Annotated in this window: 17 protein-coding genes and 1 pseudogene; 9 read left to right on the forward strand and 9 right to left on the reverse strand. The window is 73.2% G+C overall.

Annotation, left to right across the window (positions count from 1 at the left end):
- Window positions 1-141: 141 nt before the first annotated feature.
- The gene (locus tag ACS04_RS09740) at window positions 142-1701 is read left to right on the forward strand and encodes a class I adenylate-forming enzyme family protein (RefSeq protein WP_048476144.1); all 1560 of its coding nucleotides are present in this window, start codon (window positions 142-144) and stop codon (window positions 1699-1701) included.
- 92 nt (window positions 1702-1793) lie between these two features.
- On the opposite strand, the gene ACS04_RS09745 is transcribed toward ACS04_RS09740, so the two are convergent.
- Window positions 1794-2312, reverse strand: a complete 519-nt coding sequence (locus ACS04_RS09745; protein WP_048476145.1) for an EF-hand domain-containing protein — start codon at window positions 2310-2312, stop codon at window positions 1794-1796.
- 302 nt (window positions 2313-2614) lie between these two features.
- Between ACS04_RS09745 and ACS04_RS09750 the strand changes: the two are divergent.
- Both ACS04_RS09750 and ACS04_RS09755 read left to right on the forward strand, forming a co-directional pair.
- Window positions 2615-3182, forward strand: a pseudogene (locus ACS04_RS09750) (sigma factor).
- Window positions 3179-4501 (forward strand): maleylpyruvate isomerase N-terminal domain-containing protein, encoded by a 1323-nt coding sequence (locus ACS04_RS09755; protein ID WP_048476146.1) that lies wholly within the window; start codon window positions 3179-3181, stop codon window positions 4499-4501. Before ACS04_RS09750 ends, ACS04_RS09755 begins: the two are co-directional and overlap by 4 nt.
- Window positions 4502-4528: 27 nt before the next feature.
- On the opposite strand, the gene purU is transcribed toward ACS04_RS09755, so the two are convergent.
- Complete coding sequence (gene purU, locus ACS04_RS09760) at window positions 4529-5404, reverse strand: formyltetrahydrofolate deformylase (RefSeq protein WP_048476147.1); 876 nt, start codon at window positions 5402-5404, stop codon at window positions 4529-4531.
- A 28-nt stretch (window positions 5405-5432) separates the two neighbouring features.
- Window positions 5433-5879: an SCO4402 family protein gene (locus ACS04_RS09765; protein WP_048476148.1), complete on the reverse strand. Its 447-nt coding sequence runs from the start codon at window positions 5877-5879 to the stop codon at window positions 5433-5435.
- A 196-nt stretch (window positions 5880-6075) separates the two neighbouring features.
- Between ACS04_RS09765 and ACS04_RS09770 the strand changes: the two genes are divergently transcribed.
- The gene (locus ACS04_RS09770; protein ID WP_048476149.1) at window positions 6076-7353 is read left to right on the forward strand and encodes an ABC transporter substrate-binding protein; all 1278 of its coding nucleotides are present in this window, start codon (window positions 6076-6078) and stop codon (window positions 7351-7353) included.
- A 32-nt stretch (window positions 7354-7385) separates the two neighbouring features.
- On the opposite strand, the gene ACS04_RS09775 is transcribed toward ACS04_RS09770, so the two are convergent.
- Together ACS04_RS09775 and ACS04_RS09780 are read right to left on the reverse strand one after the other, a co-directional pair.
- Window positions 7386-8831 (reverse strand): hypothetical protein, encoded by a 1446-nt coding sequence (locus ACS04_RS09775; RefSeq protein WP_048476150.1) that lies wholly within the window; start codon window positions 8829-8831, stop codon window positions 7386-7388.
- A gap of 103 nt (window positions 8832-8934) precedes the next feature.
- Complete coding sequence (locus ACS04_RS09780) at window positions 8935-10314, reverse strand: NsdA family TPR-like regulatory protein (RefSeq protein ID WP_048476151.1); 1380 nt, start codon at window positions 10312-10314, stop codon at window positions 8935-8937.
- A 220-nt stretch (window positions 10315-10534) separates the two neighbouring features.
- On the opposite strand from ACS04_RS09780, the gene ACS04_RS09785 reads away from it, so the two are divergent.
- From ACS04_RS09785 to ACS04_RS09795, 3 genes are all read left to right on the forward strand, one after another.
- Entirely contained in the window at window positions 10535-11215 is a 681-nt protein-coding gene (locus tag ACS04_RS09785) for a bifunctional DNA primase/polymerase (RefSeq protein WP_048476170.1), read from the forward strand.
- Window positions 11216-11354: 139 nt separating this feature from the next.
- The gene (locus ACS04_RS09790; RefSeq protein WP_048476152.1) at window positions 11355-12197 is read left to right on the forward strand and encodes an ABC transporter ATP-binding protein; all 843 of its coding nucleotides are present in this window, start codon (window positions 11355-11357) and stop codon (window positions 12195-12197) included.
- The gene (locus ACS04_RS09795; protein WP_048476153.1) at window positions 12194-13858 is read left to right on the forward strand and encodes a hypothetical protein; all 1665 of its coding nucleotides are present in this window, start codon (window positions 12194-12196) and stop codon (window positions 13856-13858) included. Before ACS04_RS09790 ends, ACS04_RS09795 begins: the two co-directional genes overlap by 4 nt.
- Window positions 13859-13951: 93 nt before the next feature.
- On the opposite strand, the gene ACS04_RS09800 is transcribed toward ACS04_RS09795, so the two are convergent.
- Together ACS04_RS09800 and ACS04_RS09805 are read right to left on the reverse strand one after the other, a co-directional pair.
- The gene (locus ACS04_RS09800; RefSeq protein WP_048476154.1) at window positions 13952-14836 is read right to left on the reverse strand and encodes an alpha/beta fold hydrolase; all 885 of its coding nucleotides are present in this window, start codon (window positions 14834-14836) and stop codon (window positions 13952-13954) included.
- Window positions 14837-15145: 309 nt separating this feature from the next.
- Complete coding sequence (locus tag ACS04_RS09805; protein ID WP_030156851.1) at window positions 15146-15838, reverse strand: iron-dependent transcriptional repressor DtxR; 693 nt, start codon at window positions 15836-15838, stop codon at window positions 15146-15148.
- Window positions 15839-16048: 210 nt separating this feature from the next.
- On the opposite strand from ACS04_RS09805, the gene ACS04_RS09810 reads away from it, so the two are divergent.
- Window positions 16049-16804, forward strand: a complete 756-nt coding sequence (locus tag ACS04_RS09810) for an SIS domain-containing protein (RefSeq protein ID WP_048476155.1) — start codon at window positions 16049-16051, stop codon at window positions 16802-16804.
- A gap of 22 nt (window positions 16805-16826) precedes the next feature.
- On the opposite strand, the gene ACS04_RS09815 is transcribed toward ACS04_RS09810, so the two are convergent.
- Together ACS04_RS09815 and pdxH are read right to left on the reverse strand one after the other, a co-directional pair.
- Window positions 16827-18161, reverse strand: coding sequence for a PAS domain-containing protein (locus ACS04_RS09815; protein WP_048476156.1), 1335 nt, complete (start codon window positions 18159-18161; stop codon window positions 16827-16829).
- A gap of 416 nt (window positions 18162-18577) precedes the next feature.
- Entirely contained in the window at window positions 18578-19240 is a 663-nt protein-coding gene (gene pdxH / locus ACS04_RS09820; protein WP_245236339.1) for a pyridoxamine 5'-phosphate oxidase, read from the reverse strand.
- A gap of 200 nt (window positions 19241-19440) precedes the next feature.
- Here pdxH and ACS04_RS09825 point away from each other — a divergent pair, with 200 nt between their 5' ends.
- Entirely contained in the window at window positions 19441-20547 is a 1107-nt protein-coding gene (locus tag ACS04_RS09825; protein ID WP_048476158.1) for a citrate synthase 2, read from the forward strand.
- Window positions 20548-20562 lie beyond the last annotated feature (15 nt).

Genomic DNA, 20562 nt, shown 5'->3' on the forward strand with positions numbered 1-20562 from the left:
GTCCCCTCGCGAGCCGATGAATCCGGTAGATCTGATGGAGCGTCAGAAAGCACGCTAGCCCCGCCACCCCTGGACCGACAAGCGTCGGAGGCCTACGCTCTGCGCTGCATCTGACTGTGCGTCAGTTACGGGAGGCTGGGAATGGCGGACACCAAGGACACGGCGGTACGGCTGGGCCACTCCCCCACCCTGTGGGAGCTGGTCGCGGCGCGGGCCGCGCTGAGCCCCGGCGCCACGGTGCTGATCGAGGCGGCCGAGGACCCCGCGGACGACCGGACGCTCACCTTCGCCGAGCTGCGCGAGCGCTCCGAGCAGGTGGCGGCGGGGCTCTACGGCATGGGCGTGCGGCCCGGCACGGTCGTCGCCTGGCAGCTGCCCACCCGGATCGAGACGGTCCTGCTCTCCCTCGCCCTGGCCCGCATCGGGGCCGTCCAGACCCCGGTGATCCCCTTCTACCGGGACCGCGAGGCGGGCTTCGCGCTGCGCGAGTCCAAGGCCGAGTTCTTCGCCGTCCCGGGCGTCTGGCGGGGCTTCGACCACACCGCCATGGCCGAGCGGCTCGGCGCCCGCGGCGTCTTCGAGGCGTACGCGAGCCTGCCGGCGGGCGATCCGGCCGTACTCCCGGCCCCGCCCGCGAACGGCACGGACGTCCGGTGGATCTACTGGACCTCCGGCACCACCTCCGACCCCAAGGGCGTCCTGCACACCGACCGCTCACTGATCGCGGGCGGCTCCTGCCTGGCCCACGCCCTGCGGCTGAGCCCGGCGGACGTCGGCTCGATCGCCTTCCCGTACGCGCACATAGGCGGCCCGGACTACCTGGTGATGCTGCTCCTGTACGGCTTCCCCGCGGTCCTCTTCGAGAAGTTCGCGCTGCCGGACGCACTGGACGGCTACCGGCGCCACGGGGTCACCGTGGCCGGCGGCTCCACCGCCTTCTACTCGATGTTCCTGGCGGAGCAGCGCAAGGACCCGGCGGTGAAGCTGATCCCGAGCCTGCGCCTGCTCGCCGGCGGCGGCGCGCCCAAGCCCCCCGAGATCTACCACGCGGTCGTCCGCGAACTCGGCTGCCGGCTGACCCACGGCTACGGCATGACCGAGGTCCCGATGATCACGATGGGCTCCCCCGACGACACCCCCGAGCACCTCGCCACGACCGAGGGCCGCCCCCCGGCCGGCATGTCGATCCGCATCACCACCCCCGCCGGCGAGCCCCTGCCCCCGGACACCGACGGCGAGGTCCGGCTGCGCGGCGAGGCCGTCTGCCGGGGGTACCTGAACCGGGAGGCCCGCTCGGCCGAGGCCTTCGACGCCGACGGCTACCTGATCACCGGCGACCTCGGCCACCTGACGCGGGACGGCTACCTCGTCCTCACCGGCCGCGCCAAGGACGTGATCATCCGCAAGGGCGAGAACATCTCCGCCAAGGAGGTCGAGGACCTGCTGCACCTGCTCCCGGGCATCGGCGACGTCGCCGTCATCGGCCTCCCGGACCCGGAGCGCGGAGAACGCGTCTGCGCGGTGGTGGAACAGCCGCCGGGCGCCGCCTCCCTGACCCTGGCGCAGCTGACGGCCCACCTGCGCGCCCAGGGCCTGTCCCCGCACAAGCTCCCGGAACAACTGGAACTGGTCGAGGCCCTGCCCCGCAACGAAGCCCTCCGCAAGGTCCTGAAGTACAAGCTGCGCGAACGCTTCGCGTAGGGCGCGCGGGGCGTTCGCGCGAGCGCGGCGGACCGCCGTGCGGCGTACCTCGTACGGGCCGCACGGGGGTTCGGCCTCCCGGACGGCGCGGGCTACGCGTCCGGGGCCTCGACGCCGCAGTACGCGGCGAAGGCCGTCAGGATCTCGTCCTCGGTGATGCGGCCGTCGGCGTCGGCGTCCAGGGCCTTCGCCACGTGGTCGGCGACTTCGGGCGGGGTGCCCAGGACCCGCAGCACACGGGCCGCCGCCTGCGGGGTCGTACCGCGGCCGTCCTCGTCCGCGACGGCGATCACCCCGTGCAGGAACGGCCGGGCGATCTCCGCGAACCGCTCCGGATTGTCGCGCAGCCGCTTCGCGGCGCCGGTGATGAACTCTTCGCGGGACACCCGCTGGTCCCCGTCGACGTCCGCGATCCCGGCCATCCCCTGCCAGAAGGCCTCCGCGCCGGCGAAGACGGCCTGGCCCCTGTCCGACCGCGCGGTGGTGCCGAATTCGGCCAGGACGGCCTTCGCGGCCGCGCTGAAGTCCTCGCGGTCGATGTATCCGTTCCCGTCCTGGTCGAAGGTGGCAAACCGGGCGGCGATCTTGCGCTCGTATTCTGCGCTGTCCATATGCGGCGTTCCGCCTTCACATGTGCGGTGGAGTTCAGTTCAAGACAAGGCAGGAGCGTAAGGCCTACGTGGCCTGCTCGTTAAGCGAAGCCGTCAAGCAGACGGCCGCATCGAACCCGCGCACGGGAAGCGCGGCGGGGCGCGTACACCAGTGCCCATGTGCCCGACCCCGCCACACCGTTCACACCCCGCACCGCACCTATCACGCAGGGCGCTCCTCCTGGATCCCGTTCCCCCAAAACGGGCGCGAACCCGCCTGCTGCGACTACATTCGAGGCGTCGACACACGGCTGGGGGCAGTTATGCCGAAGGACGTACCACCGCGCTGGGACCGCCGCATGCAGCAGCGCCTCGCCCGCGGCGAGGCCGCCGCGCTCGGAGAGCTGTACGACCGCTTCGCCTCGCTCGTGCACGGCCTGGCGCACCGCGTCCTCGGCGACGAGGGCGCGGCGGACCGGATCACCCGCGAAGTGTTCGGCTACATCTGGGAGAACCCCGACGCGTACGACCCCAAACAGGGCTCCATGCGCTCCTGGGTCGCCCGGATCACCCAGGGCCCGGCTGCGTCAGGCCGAACTCGGCCGCGGCTCGCGCGAGGAGCTCGAACAGAAGGTGCGCAGGGCCAGCGCCGCCGCCCGCGCCGACTACATCGTCACCTCGATGCCGGCGCCGCTGCGCGCCGCGCTGGAACTCGCCTACTTCAAGCGCCGCGACTACCGGCAGGCCGCCGCCGACCTGCGCATCAGCGAGGACGAGGCCCGGCGCCGGCTGCGCCTGGGCCTCCAGCTGCTGTCCACCGCCAACGTCCTCCCCCCGGAGGACGCCGCTCCGCCCGGATACGGCCCGCCAGGATATGGATCGCCCCGATGAACGGCCCCGCCGACCCGTCCGACGAGGGATACGAGCAGCAGCGCCCCGGGGGGCCTGCGCGCATACCGGGTCCGCGCGGGGCCGCCGACGACCTCGATCCGCGGCACGCCCCCGGGCCGCCGCCCGAGCCGCCCGCCGACCCCGGGCCGCTCCCCGAGCCGCCCGCCGCCACCGGGCGGCCCGCGGCCACCGGGCGGCCCGCGGCCGGACCGCCCCAGCCGCCGCGCACCCACGCCGTGCTGAAGTCCCTGCTCGGCGCGTGGGCGCTGGCGGCCTGCTCCGCCGAGGAGACCGAGGCGGTCGAGGACCACCTCACCGAGTGCGCGCAGTGCGCCGAGGAGGCCCTGCGCCTGCGCGACGCGGTGGGCCTGCTGCACCCCGAGGACAACCTGGACCTCAAACCGCTGCTGCGCTCACGGGTCCTGGAGGACTGCCTCGGCAAGCGGCCCGCCCGCATCCCGGTGCCCGCGTGGGCGAACCCGTACGACACCGAGACCGCGCGGCTCGACGCGCTGCTGCGCGACTTCGGCGACTCGGAGTGGCAGACCCCCGTACGGCTGAAGTGGTTCGAGGAGGAGCAGCGGCGCATGCGCCGGACCACGGTGGCCGGGGTGATCGGGCACCTGCTGACGGTGGACGGGCTGATCGCGACGGCGCTGGGCCTGGACGACCCGCTCGGCCCGGAGGCCCCGGCCGGCGCGACGGACCGCACCGAGCACTACTGGAGCTCTGCCGAGCGGCCGATCACCCGGCGGATCCGCGAGCCGTGGCGGGAGCAGGGCCACACGCTGGTGCGGACGGTGTCGTTCGCGGGCCGGGGCGTCAGGGACCTGTCGGTGGACTACGGGGCCTTCGCGCTGCCGCTCGGGGACGCCTTCCTGGAGCGGGCCTTCGAGTGCTGGGTGCACGCGTGGGACATCGCGGAGGCGGTGGACTACCCGTACGACCCGCCGTCCGGGCCGCACCTGCACCGGATGATCGACCTGGCGGCGCGGCTGCTGCCGAGCGCGCTGGCCCACCGGCGCCGGTCCGGTCTCGCCGCCCCGGCGCGCGGCCTGGTCGCGGCGGGCGCACCGGGGCGGACCCTGCACCTGGAGATCGAGGGCGCGGGCGGCGGCAGCTGGGACATCGCCCTGGACTCCCCGGCGGCGAAACCGTCGGCGGAGCACACGGTGGCGCAGATCGCGATGGACGGCGCCGAGTTCTGCCAGCTGGCCGCCGGGCACATCTCCCCGGAGGAGGCGGCCGTGGGCCAGCACGGCGACCGCGAGGCCATCCGCGACGTCCTCTACGCGGCGGCCTCGCTCAGCCGCCTCTAGGCCCGGGGTAGCGTCAGGTGTCAGGCGTCAGGCGAAGACGACCGTGCGGGTGCCGTTCAGGAGCACGCGGTGCTCGCTGTGCCACTTCACCGCCCGCGCCAGCGCCTGGCACTCCACGTCGCGGCCGATGGCCACCAGCTGGTCCGGGGTGACCTCGTGGCCGACCCGCTCGACCTCCTGCTCGATGATCGGGCCCTCGTCCAGGTCGGCCGTCACGTAGTGCGCGGTGGCACCGATCAGCTTCACACCGCGCGCGTGCGCCTGGTGGTACGGCTTCGCGCCCTTGAAGCTCGGCAGGAAGGAGTGGTGGATGTTGATGATCCGCCCGCTCAGCTCCTTGCACAGGGTGTCCGACAGCACCTGCATGTACCGGGCCAGGACCACGAGCTCGACGTTCTCGTCGCGGACCAGCGCCAGCAGCTGCGCCTCCGCCTCGGCCTTCGTCTCCTTCGTCACCGGGATGTGGTGGAAGGGCACGCCGTACGAGCGCACCAGCTCGGCGAAGTCGGTGTGGTTCGAGACCACCGCCGCGATCTCGACCGGCAGCGCACCGATGCTGGAGCGGAACAGCAGGTCGTTCAGGCAGTGCCCGAACTTCGACACCATGAGCACGATCCGCATCCGCTCCTCGGAGCGGTGCAGCTGCCAGTCCATCCGGAACGAGTCGCCGATCGCGGCGAAGCTGGCCCGCAGCTTGTCGAGCGTCACAGGAGCGTCGGCGGAGAAGTGGACCCGCATGAAGAAGAGGCCGGTGTCGTGGTCGCCGAACTGCCGGCTGTCCTCGATGTTGCACCCGGTCATGAACAGGTAACTGGACACGGCATGCACGATGCCCTTCTTGTCCGGGCATGACAGGGTCAGTACGTACTGCTGGGTGGCCTGGGCCTGCGGGTCGTCGCTCATGACCCCACAGCCTTTCACACCCCGCGGCTCACACCGCCCGGGTCAATATCCTCAGCACTTCCAGCGACCGCGGGGGCGCGTCCGGCTCGTCCCCGTCCGCCGTCGCCAGCCGTACGTGCGCCTCGCGCGCGGCGCGCACCGCTTCGGGCCAGGCGTGGTGCTCCAGGTAGGCGGAGACGGGGGCGTCGGGGCCGACCTGATGCAGGATCCGCAGCACCCGCAACACCGCGAGGTCCACGAGCGCGGCCTCCTGGGAGTCGCGGAAGATCGTGCCGACGTACTTCTCGGCGGACCAGCTGTCGAGCCAGGTGTCCTCGACGAGGCGGTACACGGCGTCGGTGACGTCCCCGTACCCCTCGCCGCCGGCGAGCCAGGTCTCCTCGTGGAAGACCGGGTCGGAAAGCATGTGGAGCGCCGAGCGCACGTTGCTGCGCCAGCGCCACCAGGGCATGTCGTTCAGGGGCATGCCGCCCATGGTGGAGGAGCGGCCACCGCGGCGGGAAGGGTTCTTCGAACCTTGGGCGAATGTCACGCTTGCGATGTTACGTTCACGACTTGCGCGATCTTGAAGCACCTGTGCGCAACCCCTCCCCCGCAATTCACCTTCGCGTCACCCGCTGTTGCGCCCCTCTCACTCTCCAGTTACCCCGGGGGCGGAAGTGTGCGTGGACATGACCGAATGGCGACGCACGGCCCCACTGACCCGCACCCTGGCGGCAACGGCGATGGGAGCGTGTCTCGTCGCGGGATGCGGAGTTCTCTCCGGCGGCTCCGGGGGTTCCGGGTCGACCATCACGGTCATGACCTTCGCGCCGCAGAACACCAACGCCACCAACATGCCGGGAATGCCCGGGATGGCCAAGGCCTATGAGGCCTGGGTCAATTCCAAGGGCGGTATAAACGGCCGCAAACTGCGCGTTCTGACCTGCAACGAGAAGAACACCCCGACCGGCGCCGCCGACTGCGCCCGCAAGGCCATCGACGAGAAGGCCGTCGCCGTCGTCGGCTCCTACAGCCAGCACGGACGCGCGTTCATGGCCCCGCTGGAGGCCGAGGGCATCCCCTTCATCGGCGGCTACGGAGTCTCCTCCGAGGAGTTCCAGAGCACCCTGTCCTACCCCGTCAACGGGGGCCAGCCCGCGCTCCTCGCCGGCGCCGGACAGCAGCTGGGCAAGGCCTGCAGCCAGGTGGCCATCGTCCGCCCCGACACCCTCGCGGGTGACTCCATGCCGATCCTGCTCAACGCCGGCCTGAAGCTCAACAAGGCGCCCGAGGCCAACGACATCCGGGCCGCCGAGGACTCCGCGGACTACATCGCGCAGGCCCGCGAGGCACTGGCCGACTCCTCCGCCGGCAAGGACCGCGGTTGCGTGACCGCGGTGCTCGGCGAGCGCACCGAGACCTTCTTCGACGCCTTCCGGCGCGAGGACGCCAAGCACAAGAGCCCGCAGATCTCCTCGGTCCTCGGCAGTGTCAGCCAGGCCGTGGTCGACCGTACCGGCGGCCGGGAGAGCCCCTTCGAGGGCGCGTACGTCACCAGCTGGTACCCGGTGTCCGCGGACGCGCTGTGGGAGCCGATGCGGAAGGTGATCTCCGCGCACGCCTTCGGAAACAGCGCCGTCGACGCGGACGACAGCGGGACCCAGACGACCTGGATCGCGTACACCGTGCTCAGCGAGGTCCTGAAGCGGTTCAAGTCCGACGAGGACGTCACGGCGCGCAAGGTGGCGCGCATGCTGAACCAGGGGGAGCCCGTCAAGACGGGCGGGCTGACCCCGGACCTGAGCTGGCGCTACAAGGACATGCGCGCCGTCGCGGGCTTCCCGCGCATGGTGAACGGGCGGGTCAACTTCCAGGTCGTCCAGGCGGGCCGGCTCGTCGCCCAGCAGGGCGGCGAGTCCTCGATGGACATGACGGAGACCCTGGAGCAGGCGCCCCGCGCCGCGTAGCGTCCCGCGCCGCGTAGCGCCCCGCCCGCCGGTCAGAGCTGGGACTTGTCCCGCTTGGTGAGGGTGTACTTGGCCGCGATCGCGTTCCACATGCTCGCGGCCGACTCCTTCGCCTTGGTGGCCTCGCCGCTCGCCTTGTTGCCCTCGTTGGCGTTGCCGGTGCCCTTGGCCTGCCCGTCCTTGCAGCCCTTCTTGTCGCCGGCGGTGTCGTCCGCCCAGGCCGCGTAGCTGTTGTCGGCGGCCGCGGAGGACTGCCAGGCCTTGGTGAGCGCGGCGGCCAGCTTCGCGTTGTCGGGGAGCTGGTCCATCTTCAGGTCCTGGAGCCGGGTGACGAGCTCCTCGCGCTGGCGGGCCGCGTCGCGCAGGTCGGCGGCCGCCTGGCCGAGGTTGCGGCAGCCCTTGATGTCGTCGACGGCGCGGATCACGGCCGCCCGGCTGTCGTTGCTGTCCGCGAGGAGCTTGTCCAGCTGGACGGCCTGGGAGCGGGCCGGGTCCACGGGCGCCTCGGCGGCCGGCGCCGCCCCCGAGCTCCCGGCACTGGGGGGCGCGGCCGCCGCCGCGGGGTCGTTGTTCTGCTTCTTGCCGTCGCTGAGCAGCGCGCCCACGCCGAGCCCGACGACGGCCAGGCCGATGACGACGGCGGCGATCACCCAGGCCGGCACGCGGCGGCCGGCCTCCGGCTGCGCCGGCGGCGGCGCGTACTGCGGGTGCTGGGCCTGGGGCTGGGGGGGCTGCGGGAACTGCGGCCGGGGCTGCGGCGGTACGGGTCGCTGCCCGCGCGGCGGATACCCCTGCGGCGGCTGCGGGCGCAGCACCGGCTCCTGAACGGGCGGCATCTGCCGCGTGTGCCCGGCGTCGGCGCCCTCCTCGCGGAACAGCGCGTCGAACCCGTCGGTGACGGGCGGGATGTACTGCGTGGCGGCCTCGCCCGGCCCCGCCCCGCCCGGGACGGGCGGAATGTACTGGGTGGCCGCCTCCTCGTGCGCGGCGCCGGACGGCACGGGCGGGATGTACTGGGTCGCGCCCTCGTCGCCTGCCGGGACCGGGGGGATGTACTGCGTCGCGCCTTCGTCGTGCGCGGACGTGCCGAACCCCGGCGGGTGGGGGCCCGCCCCCTCGCCGGGCGCGGGCCCGGCCGGGACCGGCGGGATGTACTGGGTGACCGCCTCGGGCAGCGGGGGGTACCCGTACCCGTGCGGCTGCCCCGGCCCCTCGTAGCCGGGCCCCACCACGTGCCCGGGCGGCGCCTGCCCCGGCACGGGCGGCTGGGCGTACGCGGGCGGGCCGGCCTGCTCCGGGCCCTGCGGCTGTGCCTGGCCCGGCTGGACCTGGCCCGCCTCCGGCGGGTAGCCGTACGCCGGCCGGCCCGGCTCGGGCTGCGCCGGTGGCGGGTAGCCGTAGCCTGGCTGCGGGTACGCCGGGTCGGGGCCCCACGGCGTGCCCGCCTGCGGGCTGCCGCCCTGTCCGCTCTCCGTCACCGGGACTCCTTCGCCGACTGCTCCGGTATTCCGAACCGTCGGCTCACGCTACCCGGTCACCCCCCGCCGCCGGAGGCCCCCCGGGCGCTCTCGTGGGGACGGCCTACGCCACCACCTCCAGCCGTGCGGTGAATTCGCGCGCCGCCGGCTCGTCCCGGTACGGGGCGAGCCGGGCCCGGAAGTCGTCCAGGTACTCCGCGCCCCGGTTCGAGCGGAGCCCCGACAGCAGCTCGGCCGCCTTCGCGGCCGTCTGGCACGCCTGCTCCACCTCGCGCTGCTGCACCTGCGCCGCCGCCAGCAGCAGCAGCCCGATCGCCCGGCGCCGCTCCTTGCCCGCCGGAAGGGCCGCCAGCGCCTCCTGCGCCTGCCGGGCCGCCGCGTCCGCCTGGCCCAGGTCCCGGTGGCAGTGCGCCAGCTCGTCCGCGAGGTAGGCCGCGTCGAAGTGCCGGATCCACACCGGGTCGTCGCCCGACTCCGGCTCCGCCCGCTCCAGCGCCGTCACCGCCCGCGAGGACAGCACGGCCGTGGCGCGGGCGTCGCCCAGCAGCGCGTGCCCGCGCGCCTCGGCGGCGTAGAACATCGCCTCCACCCGCGGCGTGACCTGCCCGCGGGTCCCCTCCTGCGCGGCCCGCGCCAGCTGCGCGATCTCCCGCGGATTGCCCAGCTCCGCCGCGAGGTGGCTCATGGACGCCGCGAGCACGTAGCCCCCGTACGCCCGGTCCCCGGCCGCCTGCGCCAGCCGCAGCGCCTGGATGTAGTAGCGCTGCGCCAGACCCGGCTGGCCGGTGTCCACCGCCATGTACCCGGCCAGCTCGGTCAGTCTGGCCACCGCCGCGAACAGGGCCCGCCCGACCGGCTCCCGGTACGAGCCTCCGATCAGCCCGGACACCACGGAGTTGAGGTAGTGCACGACGACGGGCCGCACGTGCCCGCTGCCGAAGCGGTGGTCGAGGTCCTTGAGCGCGTCGGTGGTCGCCCGTACCGCCTCCACGTCCGGCATCCCGACGCGCGAGCCGCCGCTGCGCGCCACCTGCGCGTCCGCGCCGGTGATCAGCCAGTCACGGCTCGGCTCGACGAGCGCCGAGGCGGCCACGCTGGACCCCGAAAGGAAGTCGCGGCGGCCCACGTCGCTCCGCCACAACTCGCTGACCTGCTCGATGGCTCCGACGACGGTCGGAGAGAACTGCAGGCCGATGCCGGAGGCGAGGTTCTTGCCGTTGGCCATTCCGATCTCGTCGATGGTGACGGTCCGGCCGAGTTTGCGCCCCAGCGCCTCGGCGATGATGCCCGGCGCCCGGCCGCGCGGCTGCTGGCCGCGCAGCCACCGGGCGACGGAGGTCTTGTCGTAGCGGAGATCGAGGCCGTGTTCGGCCCCGCACATGTTGACGCGCCGGGCGAGCCCGGCGTTCGAGCACCCGGCTTCCTGGATGAGCGCCTGAAGCCGTTCATTCGGCTGGCGCGCGACGAGAGGCCTGGCTGCCATGAAAACCCCCAGTAGCCGCGGGTGATCGTTGGAATGATCACTTCCCGCCTGAGTTGCGGAGAATCATCCGCTCTGCGTCGTGTCGCTACCCAACTCCGGCGCCCCGACCTCCTACGCGCCCCCGCGCGTGCTCCAGTGCGCCCCGCATGCAGGATCGATGCTCCGGCCACCGGCCGGTTTACGCCCGTAACCACGAGTGAACCCGAGAGTTGTGATGGGCGTGGAAGAGACCATCGCAGTCACGGAGACCGCACCCATCCCCAAGCAGCGCGGCGAGCAGCTGCTGGACCATGCCGTGCGGTACGCGGAAGAACGGCACTGGGACGTCTTCGCCGGCACCTGGCTGGAGTCCGCGGACGGGCGCGAGGTGTGCTCCTGCGGGGCCCAGGACTGCCCGGCTCCGGGGGCGCACCCCACGGTGAAGGACTGGGCGGCTCTGGCCACGGGCAGCGCGGTCCAGGTGCGGCGGATCTGGGCGAAGCGGCCCGAGGCCTCGATCCTGCTGCCGACGGGCCGCACGTTCGACGCGCTGGACGTGCCGGACTCCGCCGGGTTCCTGGCGCTGGCGCGCCTGGAGCGGATGGAGCGCACCCTCGGGCCGGTCGCCCTGACGCCCGACCACCGCATGCTGTTCTTCGTCCTGCCGGGCGCCGGGGCGAAGGTGCCGGACCTGGTGCGCAAGCTGGGCTGGTCGCCCGCCTCGCTCGACCTGGCCGCGCGGGGCGAGGGCGAGTACGTGGCCGCTCCGCCCACCCGCTTCGGCGGCCGGGGCTCGGTCCAGTGGGCGCGCCGGCCCACCCCGGCCAACCGGTGGCTGCCGGACACGGAGGAGCTGATCGCGGCGCTGGCGTACGCGTGCGGACGCGAGGCGGCGGCGGACCGGGACCGGCGGGGCGCCTGAGCCGAGTCGGCGAGATCGCAGGTCGGACCCGGGATGTTCGTGTCCGGAAACTCATGACATAAGTAACTGCCCGGCCTTTCCCCGCCCTCCTATGGTGAGAGGGCAAGACCACGGGGAACAGGACGAGAGGCAGGCGCACATGCCGGACCAGGCAGTTGCGACGGGTGGGGCGGACGGACGGGACGGCGCGCGATCCGCGCCGTCCACCAGACGCGCGGCGGTACGGGTCGAGGGCCTGTGGAAGCGCTTCGGCGAGCAGGTCGCGGTCGCGGGGATCGACCTGGAGCTGCCCGCGGGCCAGTTCATCGGCCTGGTCGGGCCGAACGGCGCGGGCAAGACGACGACGCTGTCGATGGTGACCGGGCTGCTCCGCCCCGACATGGGGCGGGTCCTCGTCGCCGGGCACGACGTGTGGAGCGACCCGGTCGAGGTGAAGTCACGGATCGGCGTACTGCCCGAGGGCCTGCGGCTGTTCGAGCGCCTGTCGGGGCGCGAACTGCTCGGCTACATGGGCCGGCTGCGCGGGCTGCCGGGCGAGGAGACGGACAAGCGGGCCACGCAGCTGCTGGACGTACTGGACCTCGCGGGCTCCCAGCACAAGCTGGTCGTGGACTACTCGACGGGCATGCGGAAGAAGATCGGTCTGGCCGCCGCCCTGCTGCACAACCCCGAAGTGCTCTTCCTGGACGAGCCGTTCGAGGGCGTGGACCCGGTGTCGGCGCAGACCATCCGCGGGGTGCTGGAGCGGTACACGGCCTCCGGCGCCACGGTCGTCTTCTCCTCCCACGTGATGGAGCTGGTCGAGTCGCTGTGCGACTGGGTCGCCGTCATGGCCGCCGGCCGGATCCGCGCCGCGGGCCCGCTGGCCGACGTACGGGGCGACGCGCCCTCGCTGCAGGCCGCGTTCCTGGAGCTGGTCGGCGCGGGCGGGCGCGACGCGGGCGACTCCCTGGACTGGCTCGGCGGGCAGGCCGCCCGATGAGCGCCGCGTCCGCCCCCGCCCCGACGGCCGGCCGCGCGCCGGCCGCGGCCCCGGCCGCCGCTCCCGCGGTGAACCTGACCCCGGTCTTCGTCCGCCTCAAGCTCTCGCTGATCCGCAACGGGCTCAAGGGCTCGTCGAAGCGCAAGGCCGCCTACTTCACCTCGCTGGCGCTGTCGCTGGCGGTGGCCTGCCTCGCGATGCTCGGCCTGGCCGTGCTGCACGGCAACGCGCACGCGGGCACGGTCGTGGTGCTGCTCGCGGCGATCCTGGCGCTGGGCTGGACCTTCATGCCGCTGTTCTTCCCCAGCGGGGACGAGACGCTCGACCCGAGCCGGCTCGTCATGCTGCCGCTGCGGCCGCGGCCGCTCGTCCGGGCCCTGCTGGCCTCCTCGCTGGTCGGCATCGGCCCGCTCTTCACGCTCTGCCTGGCGGTGGGCTCGGTGGTGGCCGTCGCGCGGGGCGCGGCGGGCATCGCGGCCGCCGTGGTGGCCGTGCCGCTGCTCGTACTGGGCTGCGTCGCGCTGGCCCGCTCGGTGGCCACGGCCAACGTCCGGCTGCTGAGCAGCCGCAAGGGGCGCGACCTCGCGGTGCTCAGCGGTCTCGTGATCGCGGTCGGTGCGCAGCTGGCGAACTTCGCGAGCCAGCGCCTGTTCCAGGCGGGCGGGCTGGCGCGGCTGGAGCCGGCCGAGGCCGTGGTGCGGTGGCTGCCGCCCGCGAGCGCCGTCGGCATGGTGGACTCGGCGAGCGAGGGCGCGTACGGGGTGGCGGCGGGCCAGCTGGCCGTGACCGTCCTCGCCCTGGCGCTGCTCCTGTGGTTCTGGGAGCGGAGCCTGACCTCGCTGATGGTCACCCCGGACGGGTCGACGATCGCGGCGGCGGGGCCGGCGGGGAAGCGGGAGTCCGCAGGCGGCACGGGTGCCTGGGGATTCCTGCCGGCCGGGCGGACGGGCGCCGTCATGCAGCGCACCCTGCGCTACGTGGTGCGCGACCCGAAGACGAAGTCGGCGTGGGTGACGGCCCTGGCGGTCGGCGTGATCGTCCCGGTCTTCAACGCCCTCCAGGGCACGGGCTCGCTGTACCTGGCCTGCTTCGGCGCGGGCATGCTCGGCATCCAGATGTACAACCAGTTCGGGCAGGACACCTCGGCGTTCTGGATGGTCGCGCAGACCATCTCGACCCCGCGGGACGCGTTCGAGGAGCTACGCGCCCGCGCGTACGCCCTGGCGCTGGTGACCGTCCCGTACACGGTGGTGCTGACGACGGTCACGGGGCTGCTCGTGCACGACTGGAGCGGCTACCCGGCGGCCCTCGGCGTGGCCCTGGCGCTGCTCGGCTCGATGCTGTGCACGGGCGCGCTGGCCTCGGCCCGGTTCCCGTACTCGATCCCGACGGACGGCGCGTTCAAGAACGTGGCGCCGGGCCAGGCCGGGCTCGCGTGGGCGGGCATCTTCGGCGGCATGCTGGCATCGGCGCTGATCTGCTCCCCGGTGATCGCACTGACGATCTTCCTCAACGTGACGGACCAGCAGTCGCTGACGTGGATCGTGCTCCCGCTGGGCGCGGCCTGGGGCACGTTCGCGGCGTGGGCGGGGCTGCGCATCGCGGCCCCGAGGGTGGCCAGGACGCTGCCGGAGATCCTCGTGGCGGTCAGCAAGGGCTGAGCGGCGGGCGTACGGAGCGCCGTACGGGAGGGGGTGGAGGGCTGCGGCCCGCCACCCCCTCCGCGTCTCCGCGTCTCCGCGTCTCCGCGTTCCTCAGCGGGCGGCGCTCCTGATCTCGTCCAGGAAGGGTTCGAGAGCGGCGCGCCAGGCGGCCGGCTGGTCGTAGTGGAGGTAGTGGCCGGCGTCGGGGATCTCGGCGTACCGGCCCGCCGGGAGGACGCGGACCATCTCCTGGGCCTCCGCGCGGCCCAGCTCGCCGTCGAGGCCGCGGACGACCAGGGTCGGGCAACGGACCTGGGCCAGCTCCTCCCAGTGCGCGTCGTGCACCCAGGTCTCCCGGGCGGTCAGCATCTGGCGGCGGGAGAACAAGGGCCGCCAGCCGTCCGTGGCCTGGTGCATCACGTCGGCGAAGAAGGCGCCGCGGCCGGGGTCGGGGCGCTCCACCCTGGGGTCGTCCTCGCCGAACCAGCGGCGGGCGGCGTCCTGGGTGGGGAAGGGGAGGGGCCAGCGGCGGAACCATTCCTCCCATTCCTGCTGGGAGGCCTGGCCGAGGGCGGAGGCGCGCATGTCGCAGATCACCAGGGCCTCGACCAGGTCGGGGCGGCGGGCGGCGAGCTGCCAGCCGGTGAGGGCGCCCATGGAGTGGCCGACCACGGTCACGGGGGCCAGGCCGAGCTGCTCGATGACGGCCTCGGCGTCGGCCACGAACGCATCGCGGCCCAGCGGGGTCGTGGCGCCCGGGCCGGCGGCGGGGCGCTCGCTCTGACCGTGGCCGCGCTGGTCGAGGGCGATGACGCGGCGGGTCTCCGCGAGCCAGCGGGCGGTGCCTGCCCAGTGGAACGCCCGGCCCATCAGACCGTGGAGTAACAGCACCCGGGGCACGTCCGGATCCGGGGGCGCACTCGCGGGTGATTCCCTGAACTCCCAGGCGGCCAGGCGCACACCGTCTGCCCCTGTCACATCGATGCGCTGTACCACGGCAGATGCACCCCCTTCGCTCGCGGCCAGACTATCGAACCCGTATTCGAAAACGGGGTTCTCGCCTTCAACACCGCTCTTTCGAGTGACCTTGCTCAAGGATTGGCCGCCCCTGCCGATGGAGATCCTTTCAACAGGGAGGCGGGCCGCTCGGGGAAGACGGTCCGAGGGGATGACCTTGAGAGCTCGGGGCTCCGGGTCAGCAAAGGGGAGGATCGGTCCCGGCGCCGCAAGGCGCCGGGACCACCCACACCCACCATCGGCAGTACCGCCACCGACCGTGCCGCGTGCCCGCCCGCGTCGAGACCGTCAGCGCTTGGCCACGAACACGTGCGAGGCGATCTCCGCATCCAGTTCGGCGGCCTCGCCGCCGCTGCCGACCAGCACCCCGCCCGGCGACTCGGTCACGCTGACCACCGAGCCGGGCTGCACGCCCGCCCGCCGCAGCGTGTACATCAGCTGGGCGTCCGTCTGGATCGGCTCCCCGATCCGGCGCACGACCACCGTCTTGCCGTCGGCGCCCGGGTCCAGCTCCGACAGGCTGACCATGCCGTCCTCCAGGAACGGATCGGCCTCGGCCTTCTCGCCCAGCTCCTCCAGCCCCGGGATCGGGTTCCCGTACGGCGACTCCGTCGGGTGGCGCAGCAGCTCCAGCACCCGCCGCTCCACCGCCTCGCTCATCACGTGCTCCCAGCGGCAGGCCTCGGCGTGCACCTGCTCCCATTCCAGGCCGATGACGTCGACGAGGAGGCATTCGGCGAGCCGGTGCTTGCGCATCACGCGCGTCGCCAGCCGGCGCCCCTCCTCCGTCAGCTCCAGGTGGCGGTCGCTCGCCACGGCCACCAGGCCGTCGCGCTCCATGCGCGCCACGGTCTGGCTCACCGTCGGGCCGCTCTGGTCGAGCCGCTCGGCGATGCGGGCGCGCATGGGGACCACGCCTTCCTCTTCCAGCTCGAGGATGGTGCGGAGATACATCTCCGTGGTATCGATCAGTCCGGACATTCGTGCCCCTCGGATATCGTGCGCTGGCCCTGCACCCAATTCTGACGCATCGCGCCGACAACCGTCCCGTGCCTGACGTCAAGCCCCGCACAGGACATCCCCGGACAGCCCGGCCCCGGGATTGACGTTCGTATTGACACGCCCTTGGTCCAGACCGCACGGTGAGCGGCGGACACGGACGAACCCCACCTCTGGAAGGGCCATCGGCGTATGAGCGAGAGCAAGCTGGCCGGTCAGTTCCTCGACGCCGCGATCGGGCTGCTGGAGCGGGTGCGGACCGAGGAGGCCGCGCACATCGCCGAGGCCGGCGCCGCCGTCGCGGACGCCGTCGCCGCCGGGAACCGGCTCTTCGCCTTCGGCGCCGGGCACTCCTCGCTCCCCGCGCAGGACGTGGTCTACCGGGCCGGCGGACTCGCGCTGGTGAACTTCCTCGCGGTTCCCGGCACCGTCGGGATCGACGTCATGCCGGCCACCCTCGGCAGCGCCCTGGAGCGGGTGGACGGCCTCGCCGGGGCCGTCCTCGACAGCAGCCCGGCCGCCGACGGGGACGTACTCGTGATCATCTCCCTCTCCGGGCGCAACGCGCTGCCGGTCGAGATGGCCATGAACGCCCGCGCGATCGGCCTGAAGGTGATCGGCGTGACCTCGGTGGCGTACGCGACGGGGACCAAGTCGCGGCACGCCTCCGGGACCTTCCTGAAGGACCACTGCGACATCGTCCTCGACAGCAAGATCGCGGTGGGCGACGCCGAGCTGAGCCTGGACGGCATCGACGCCCCGTTCGCCCCCGCCTCCACCGTCGTGACCAGCGCGATCATGCAGGCCGTGATGGCGGCTGCCGCCGGCGAGCTCGCCGCCCGCGGCCTGGAGCCCCCGCTGCTGCGCTCGGGCAACGTGGACGGCGGCCACGAATGGAACGGCCGCGTCCTCAAGGAGTACGGCGACCGGATCTTCTTCCGCCACTGACACCCCGGGGGCGCCCCGGACCCTAGGGGGTGTCCCCGTCCTTGGGCGGGCGGGGGCAGGCCGCCAGGTCGAGGTCGGCCGCCACCCGGGCCGCCACCTCCTCCGCGTACGCCGCGTCCGCCTGCTCGAAGGGAGCCCGCGAGGCGGCCCGTACGAAGGTCAGGGCGCCCACGGTCCGCCCGCGGCTGCGCAGCACCGTGCACAGCGCGTGCACCGCGTCCTCGGGCCACTGCCGCTCCCGCGCCCAGTCCCCGGCCGGCTCCCCGCGCGGAGCGCTCGTACGCACCGAGCCGATCCGGTCCAGCGCCTGGAGCGCCGGGTGCCCGGGCGCGTAGCGGGCCGCGCCCGCCCCCGCGCCCGGCAGCAGCGGCGGCGACGCCGCCGTCCGCACGAGCCGGGGCCGGTCCGGATCGCCCGAGCTCTCCAGCACGTCGAGCAGCGCGTGCTCGGCGAAGCCCGCGAGCGCGAAGTCCAGCCGTACGGCGGCCGCCTCGACCGGGTCCTCGCATTCGGCGGCCGCCCGGCCCGAGCGGTGCAGCTGGCCCGCCCGGAAGCGCAGCTGCGCCGTGTCCAGCGCCGCCTGCCGGGCCTCGGTGATGTCCTGGAACAGCCAGCCGACGCCCAGCGGCACCGGCTCCTCCGCCAGCGGCGAGCCCAGCCTCAGGAACCCGGACCGCCAGCACCGCCGCCGCACCCCTTCGGGGGTACGCACCGACACCCACAGCTCCATGGGCGCCGGCGGCGGGGAGCCCTCGGCGAGCACGTGCTGCAAGGCCCCCTCCAGCTCCTCGACGCCCTGGGCCAGCAGCTCCCCCAGCGGCCGCCCGAGCAGCGCGGTGCGCCCCGAGCCGAAGGCGCGGGCCGCGTGCGCGTTGACCACGGCGGGCCGCAGGTCCACGTCGACGAGGACGACCCCCCACGAGGCGTCGTCCATCAGCGCCTCGCTGAGCGCGATGGAGCGCTCCAGGTCGATCTGGGCGTGCACCTCGCTGAAGGCGCAGTACACCCCGGCGGGCTTCCCGTCCGCGCCGGGCACTCCGGCGGACTGGGTGCGCACCAGCACCCGCCCGCCCTCCTTGGTCAGCAGGGCGAACTCGTGCACCTGCCGCCCGGGGACGTCCTGGGCGGACATGAGCCGCTCCTCCACGTCCTGCGCGTCGGCGGCGCGCACGGCCCACCCGGCGAAGCCCTTGCGCCCGACCGCCTCGGCGGCGCTCCAGCCCAGGATCCGCTCGGCCTCGCGGTTCCAGTGCGTGATCACGCCGTCGGCGTCGAACGCGCACAGGGCCGCGTCCATCCCGTCGAGCAGCGCTGCGAGCAGATCGTCGGTGGTCTCACCACGTCCGGAAGCACTCACCTGGCACCCCCTGCAGGTGTTCGCGTGTGCGGCACGTCGGATCATTCAACTGGAACGTGACGCAGCCCACACCGCATTCCCCGAATCGCCCCGAAATAAATCACTTGAGGACCCCGGGGAGCGGTTCTAGGCTCTGCATTACACGAGAAGGGAGGTGGTTCCCGAAATGTACGGAAACCGGACGCGTGAGGTGGCTGCGGGCTAAGGGCCCGTCGTCGCACGCACCCAGTGCGGTGCCCGGCGGGTAGCCAGGCGCCAATCCCAAGCAGTCACCCGACCCGCGAGCTCGCCGGTACGTCCGGCCGGCTTCTCTCACTGCAGGAGAGAAACCCGAGCTCGCGGGTCGTCTGCGTGTCGGCGCCGGTGACGGCGGCCGGCACGCCCGCCGGTGACGCGGCCGGCACGCCGCCGCACCGCTACGGGCACAGCCGCTCCAGGCGCCACTTCCCGTCCTCCAGGACGTAGCGCAGCCGGTCGTGCAGGCGGTTCTCGTGGCCCTGCCAGAACTCGATCCCGTCGGGGACGACCCGGATGCCGCCCCACTCGGGCGGTACGGGGACCTGCTCGCCCTCGGGATAGCGCTCCGCGAGCTCCGTGTAGCGCCGGTCGAGCTCGGCGCGGGAGCCGATCACCCGGGACTGCTCGCTCGCCCAGGCGCCCAGCTGCGAGCCGTGCGGGCGGGAGCGGAAGTAGGCCGCCGTCTCGTCGCGGCCGGTCCGCGAGGCCGTGCCGGTGACGATGACCTGGCGGGAGATGGGGTGCCAGGGGAAGAGCAGGGCGACGTGCCGGTTCGCGTCGATCTCGCGGCCCTTGCGGGAGCCGTAGTTCGTGTAGAAGACGAATCCCCGCTCGTCGAACTGCTTCAGCAGCACGGTGCGGGAACTGGGGCGGCCGTCGGGGGTCGCGGTGGAGACGACCATCGCGTTGGGTTCGAAGAGGTGCGAGTCCGCGGCCTGCCGGAACCACTCGGCGAACTGCCGCATGGGGTCCTCGGCGAGTCCCTCCTCGAGGACGATCTCCGAGCGGTACTGCTTGCGCATCGTGGCGGGGTCAATGTCCTGATCGGTCACGCGTGCCATCCTGCCGCAGGAGTGCTCGCGGCAGTGTGCCGTATGTCACGCTTCCGCCTGCCATCCGGAACAGCCAAAATCTTGGGGCCGGTCCGGAGGTCCCCACACGGGTGACCTACGGCCGTGCCGGGCATCAACGGGGATGACCGCGCCGGACCGCGAGTCACGCCGGGAGCCGCGCGTGTTCGCACTATCTGAGGAGCCGCCTGATGTCCGACTTCGTACCCGGGCTCGAAGGGGTCGTCGCGTTCGAGACCGAGATCGCCGAACCGGACAAGGAAGGCGGATCGCTCCGCTACCGCGGGGTCGACATCGAGGACCTCGTCGGGCACGTCTCGTTCGGCAACGTCTGGGGCCTGCTGGTCGACGGGGCGTTCAACCCCGGCCTGCCCGCCGCCGAACCCTTCCCCATCCCCGTGCACTCGGGCGACATCCGCGTCGACGTGCAGTCCGCCCTGGCCATGCTCGCCCCCGTGTGGGGTCTGAAACCGCTGCTCGACATCGACGAGAAGACCGCCCGCGACAACCTCGCGCGCGCCGCCGTGATGGCGCTGTCGTACGTCGCGCAGTCCGCCCGCGGGCAGGGCCGGGCGATGGTTCCGCAGAGCGAGATCGACAAGGCCGAGTCCGTCGTCGAGCGGTTCATGATCCGCTGGCGGGGCGAGCCGGACCCCAAGCACGTCAAGGCCGTCGACGCGTACTGGACCTCGGCCGCCGAGCACGGCATGAACGCCTCGACGTTCACCGCGCGCGTGATCGCCTCGACCGGTGCGGACGTGGCCGCCGCCCTCTCCGGCGCCGTGGGCGCCATGTCCGGGCCGCTGCACGGCGGTGCGCCCTCCCGCGTCCTCGGCATGATCGAGGAGATCGAGCGCACCGGTGACGCCGTGGCGTACGTGAAGAAGGCCCTGGACAAGGGCGAGCGGCTGATGGGCTTCGGGCACCGCGTGTACCGGGCCGAGGACCCGCGCGCCCGCGTGCTGCGGCGCACGGCCAAGGAGCTGGACGCGCCGCGCTACGAGGTGGCCGCCGCGCTGGAGAAGGCCGCGCTGGAGGAGCTGCACGCGCGCCGCCCCGACCGGGTGCTCGCGACGAACGTGGAGTTCTGGGCCGCGATCATGCTGGACTTCGCCGAGGTCCCCGCGCACATGTTCACGTCCATGTTCACCTGCGCCCGGACCGCCGGCTGGTCGGCGCACATCCTGGAGCAGAAGCGCACGGGCCGTCTGGTGCGGCCGTCGGCGCGCTACATCGGACCGGGGCGGCGCGACCCGCGCGAGATCGAGGGCTACGCCGACATCGCCGACACGGCCTGAGTCCGCGGCGCACAC

The sequence above is a fragment of the Streptomyces roseus genome, from assembly GCF_001044425.1.
GTDB classification, from domain to species: Bacteria; Actinomycetota; Actinomycetes; order Streptomycetales; family Streptomycetaceae; genus Streptomyces; species Streptomyces roseus.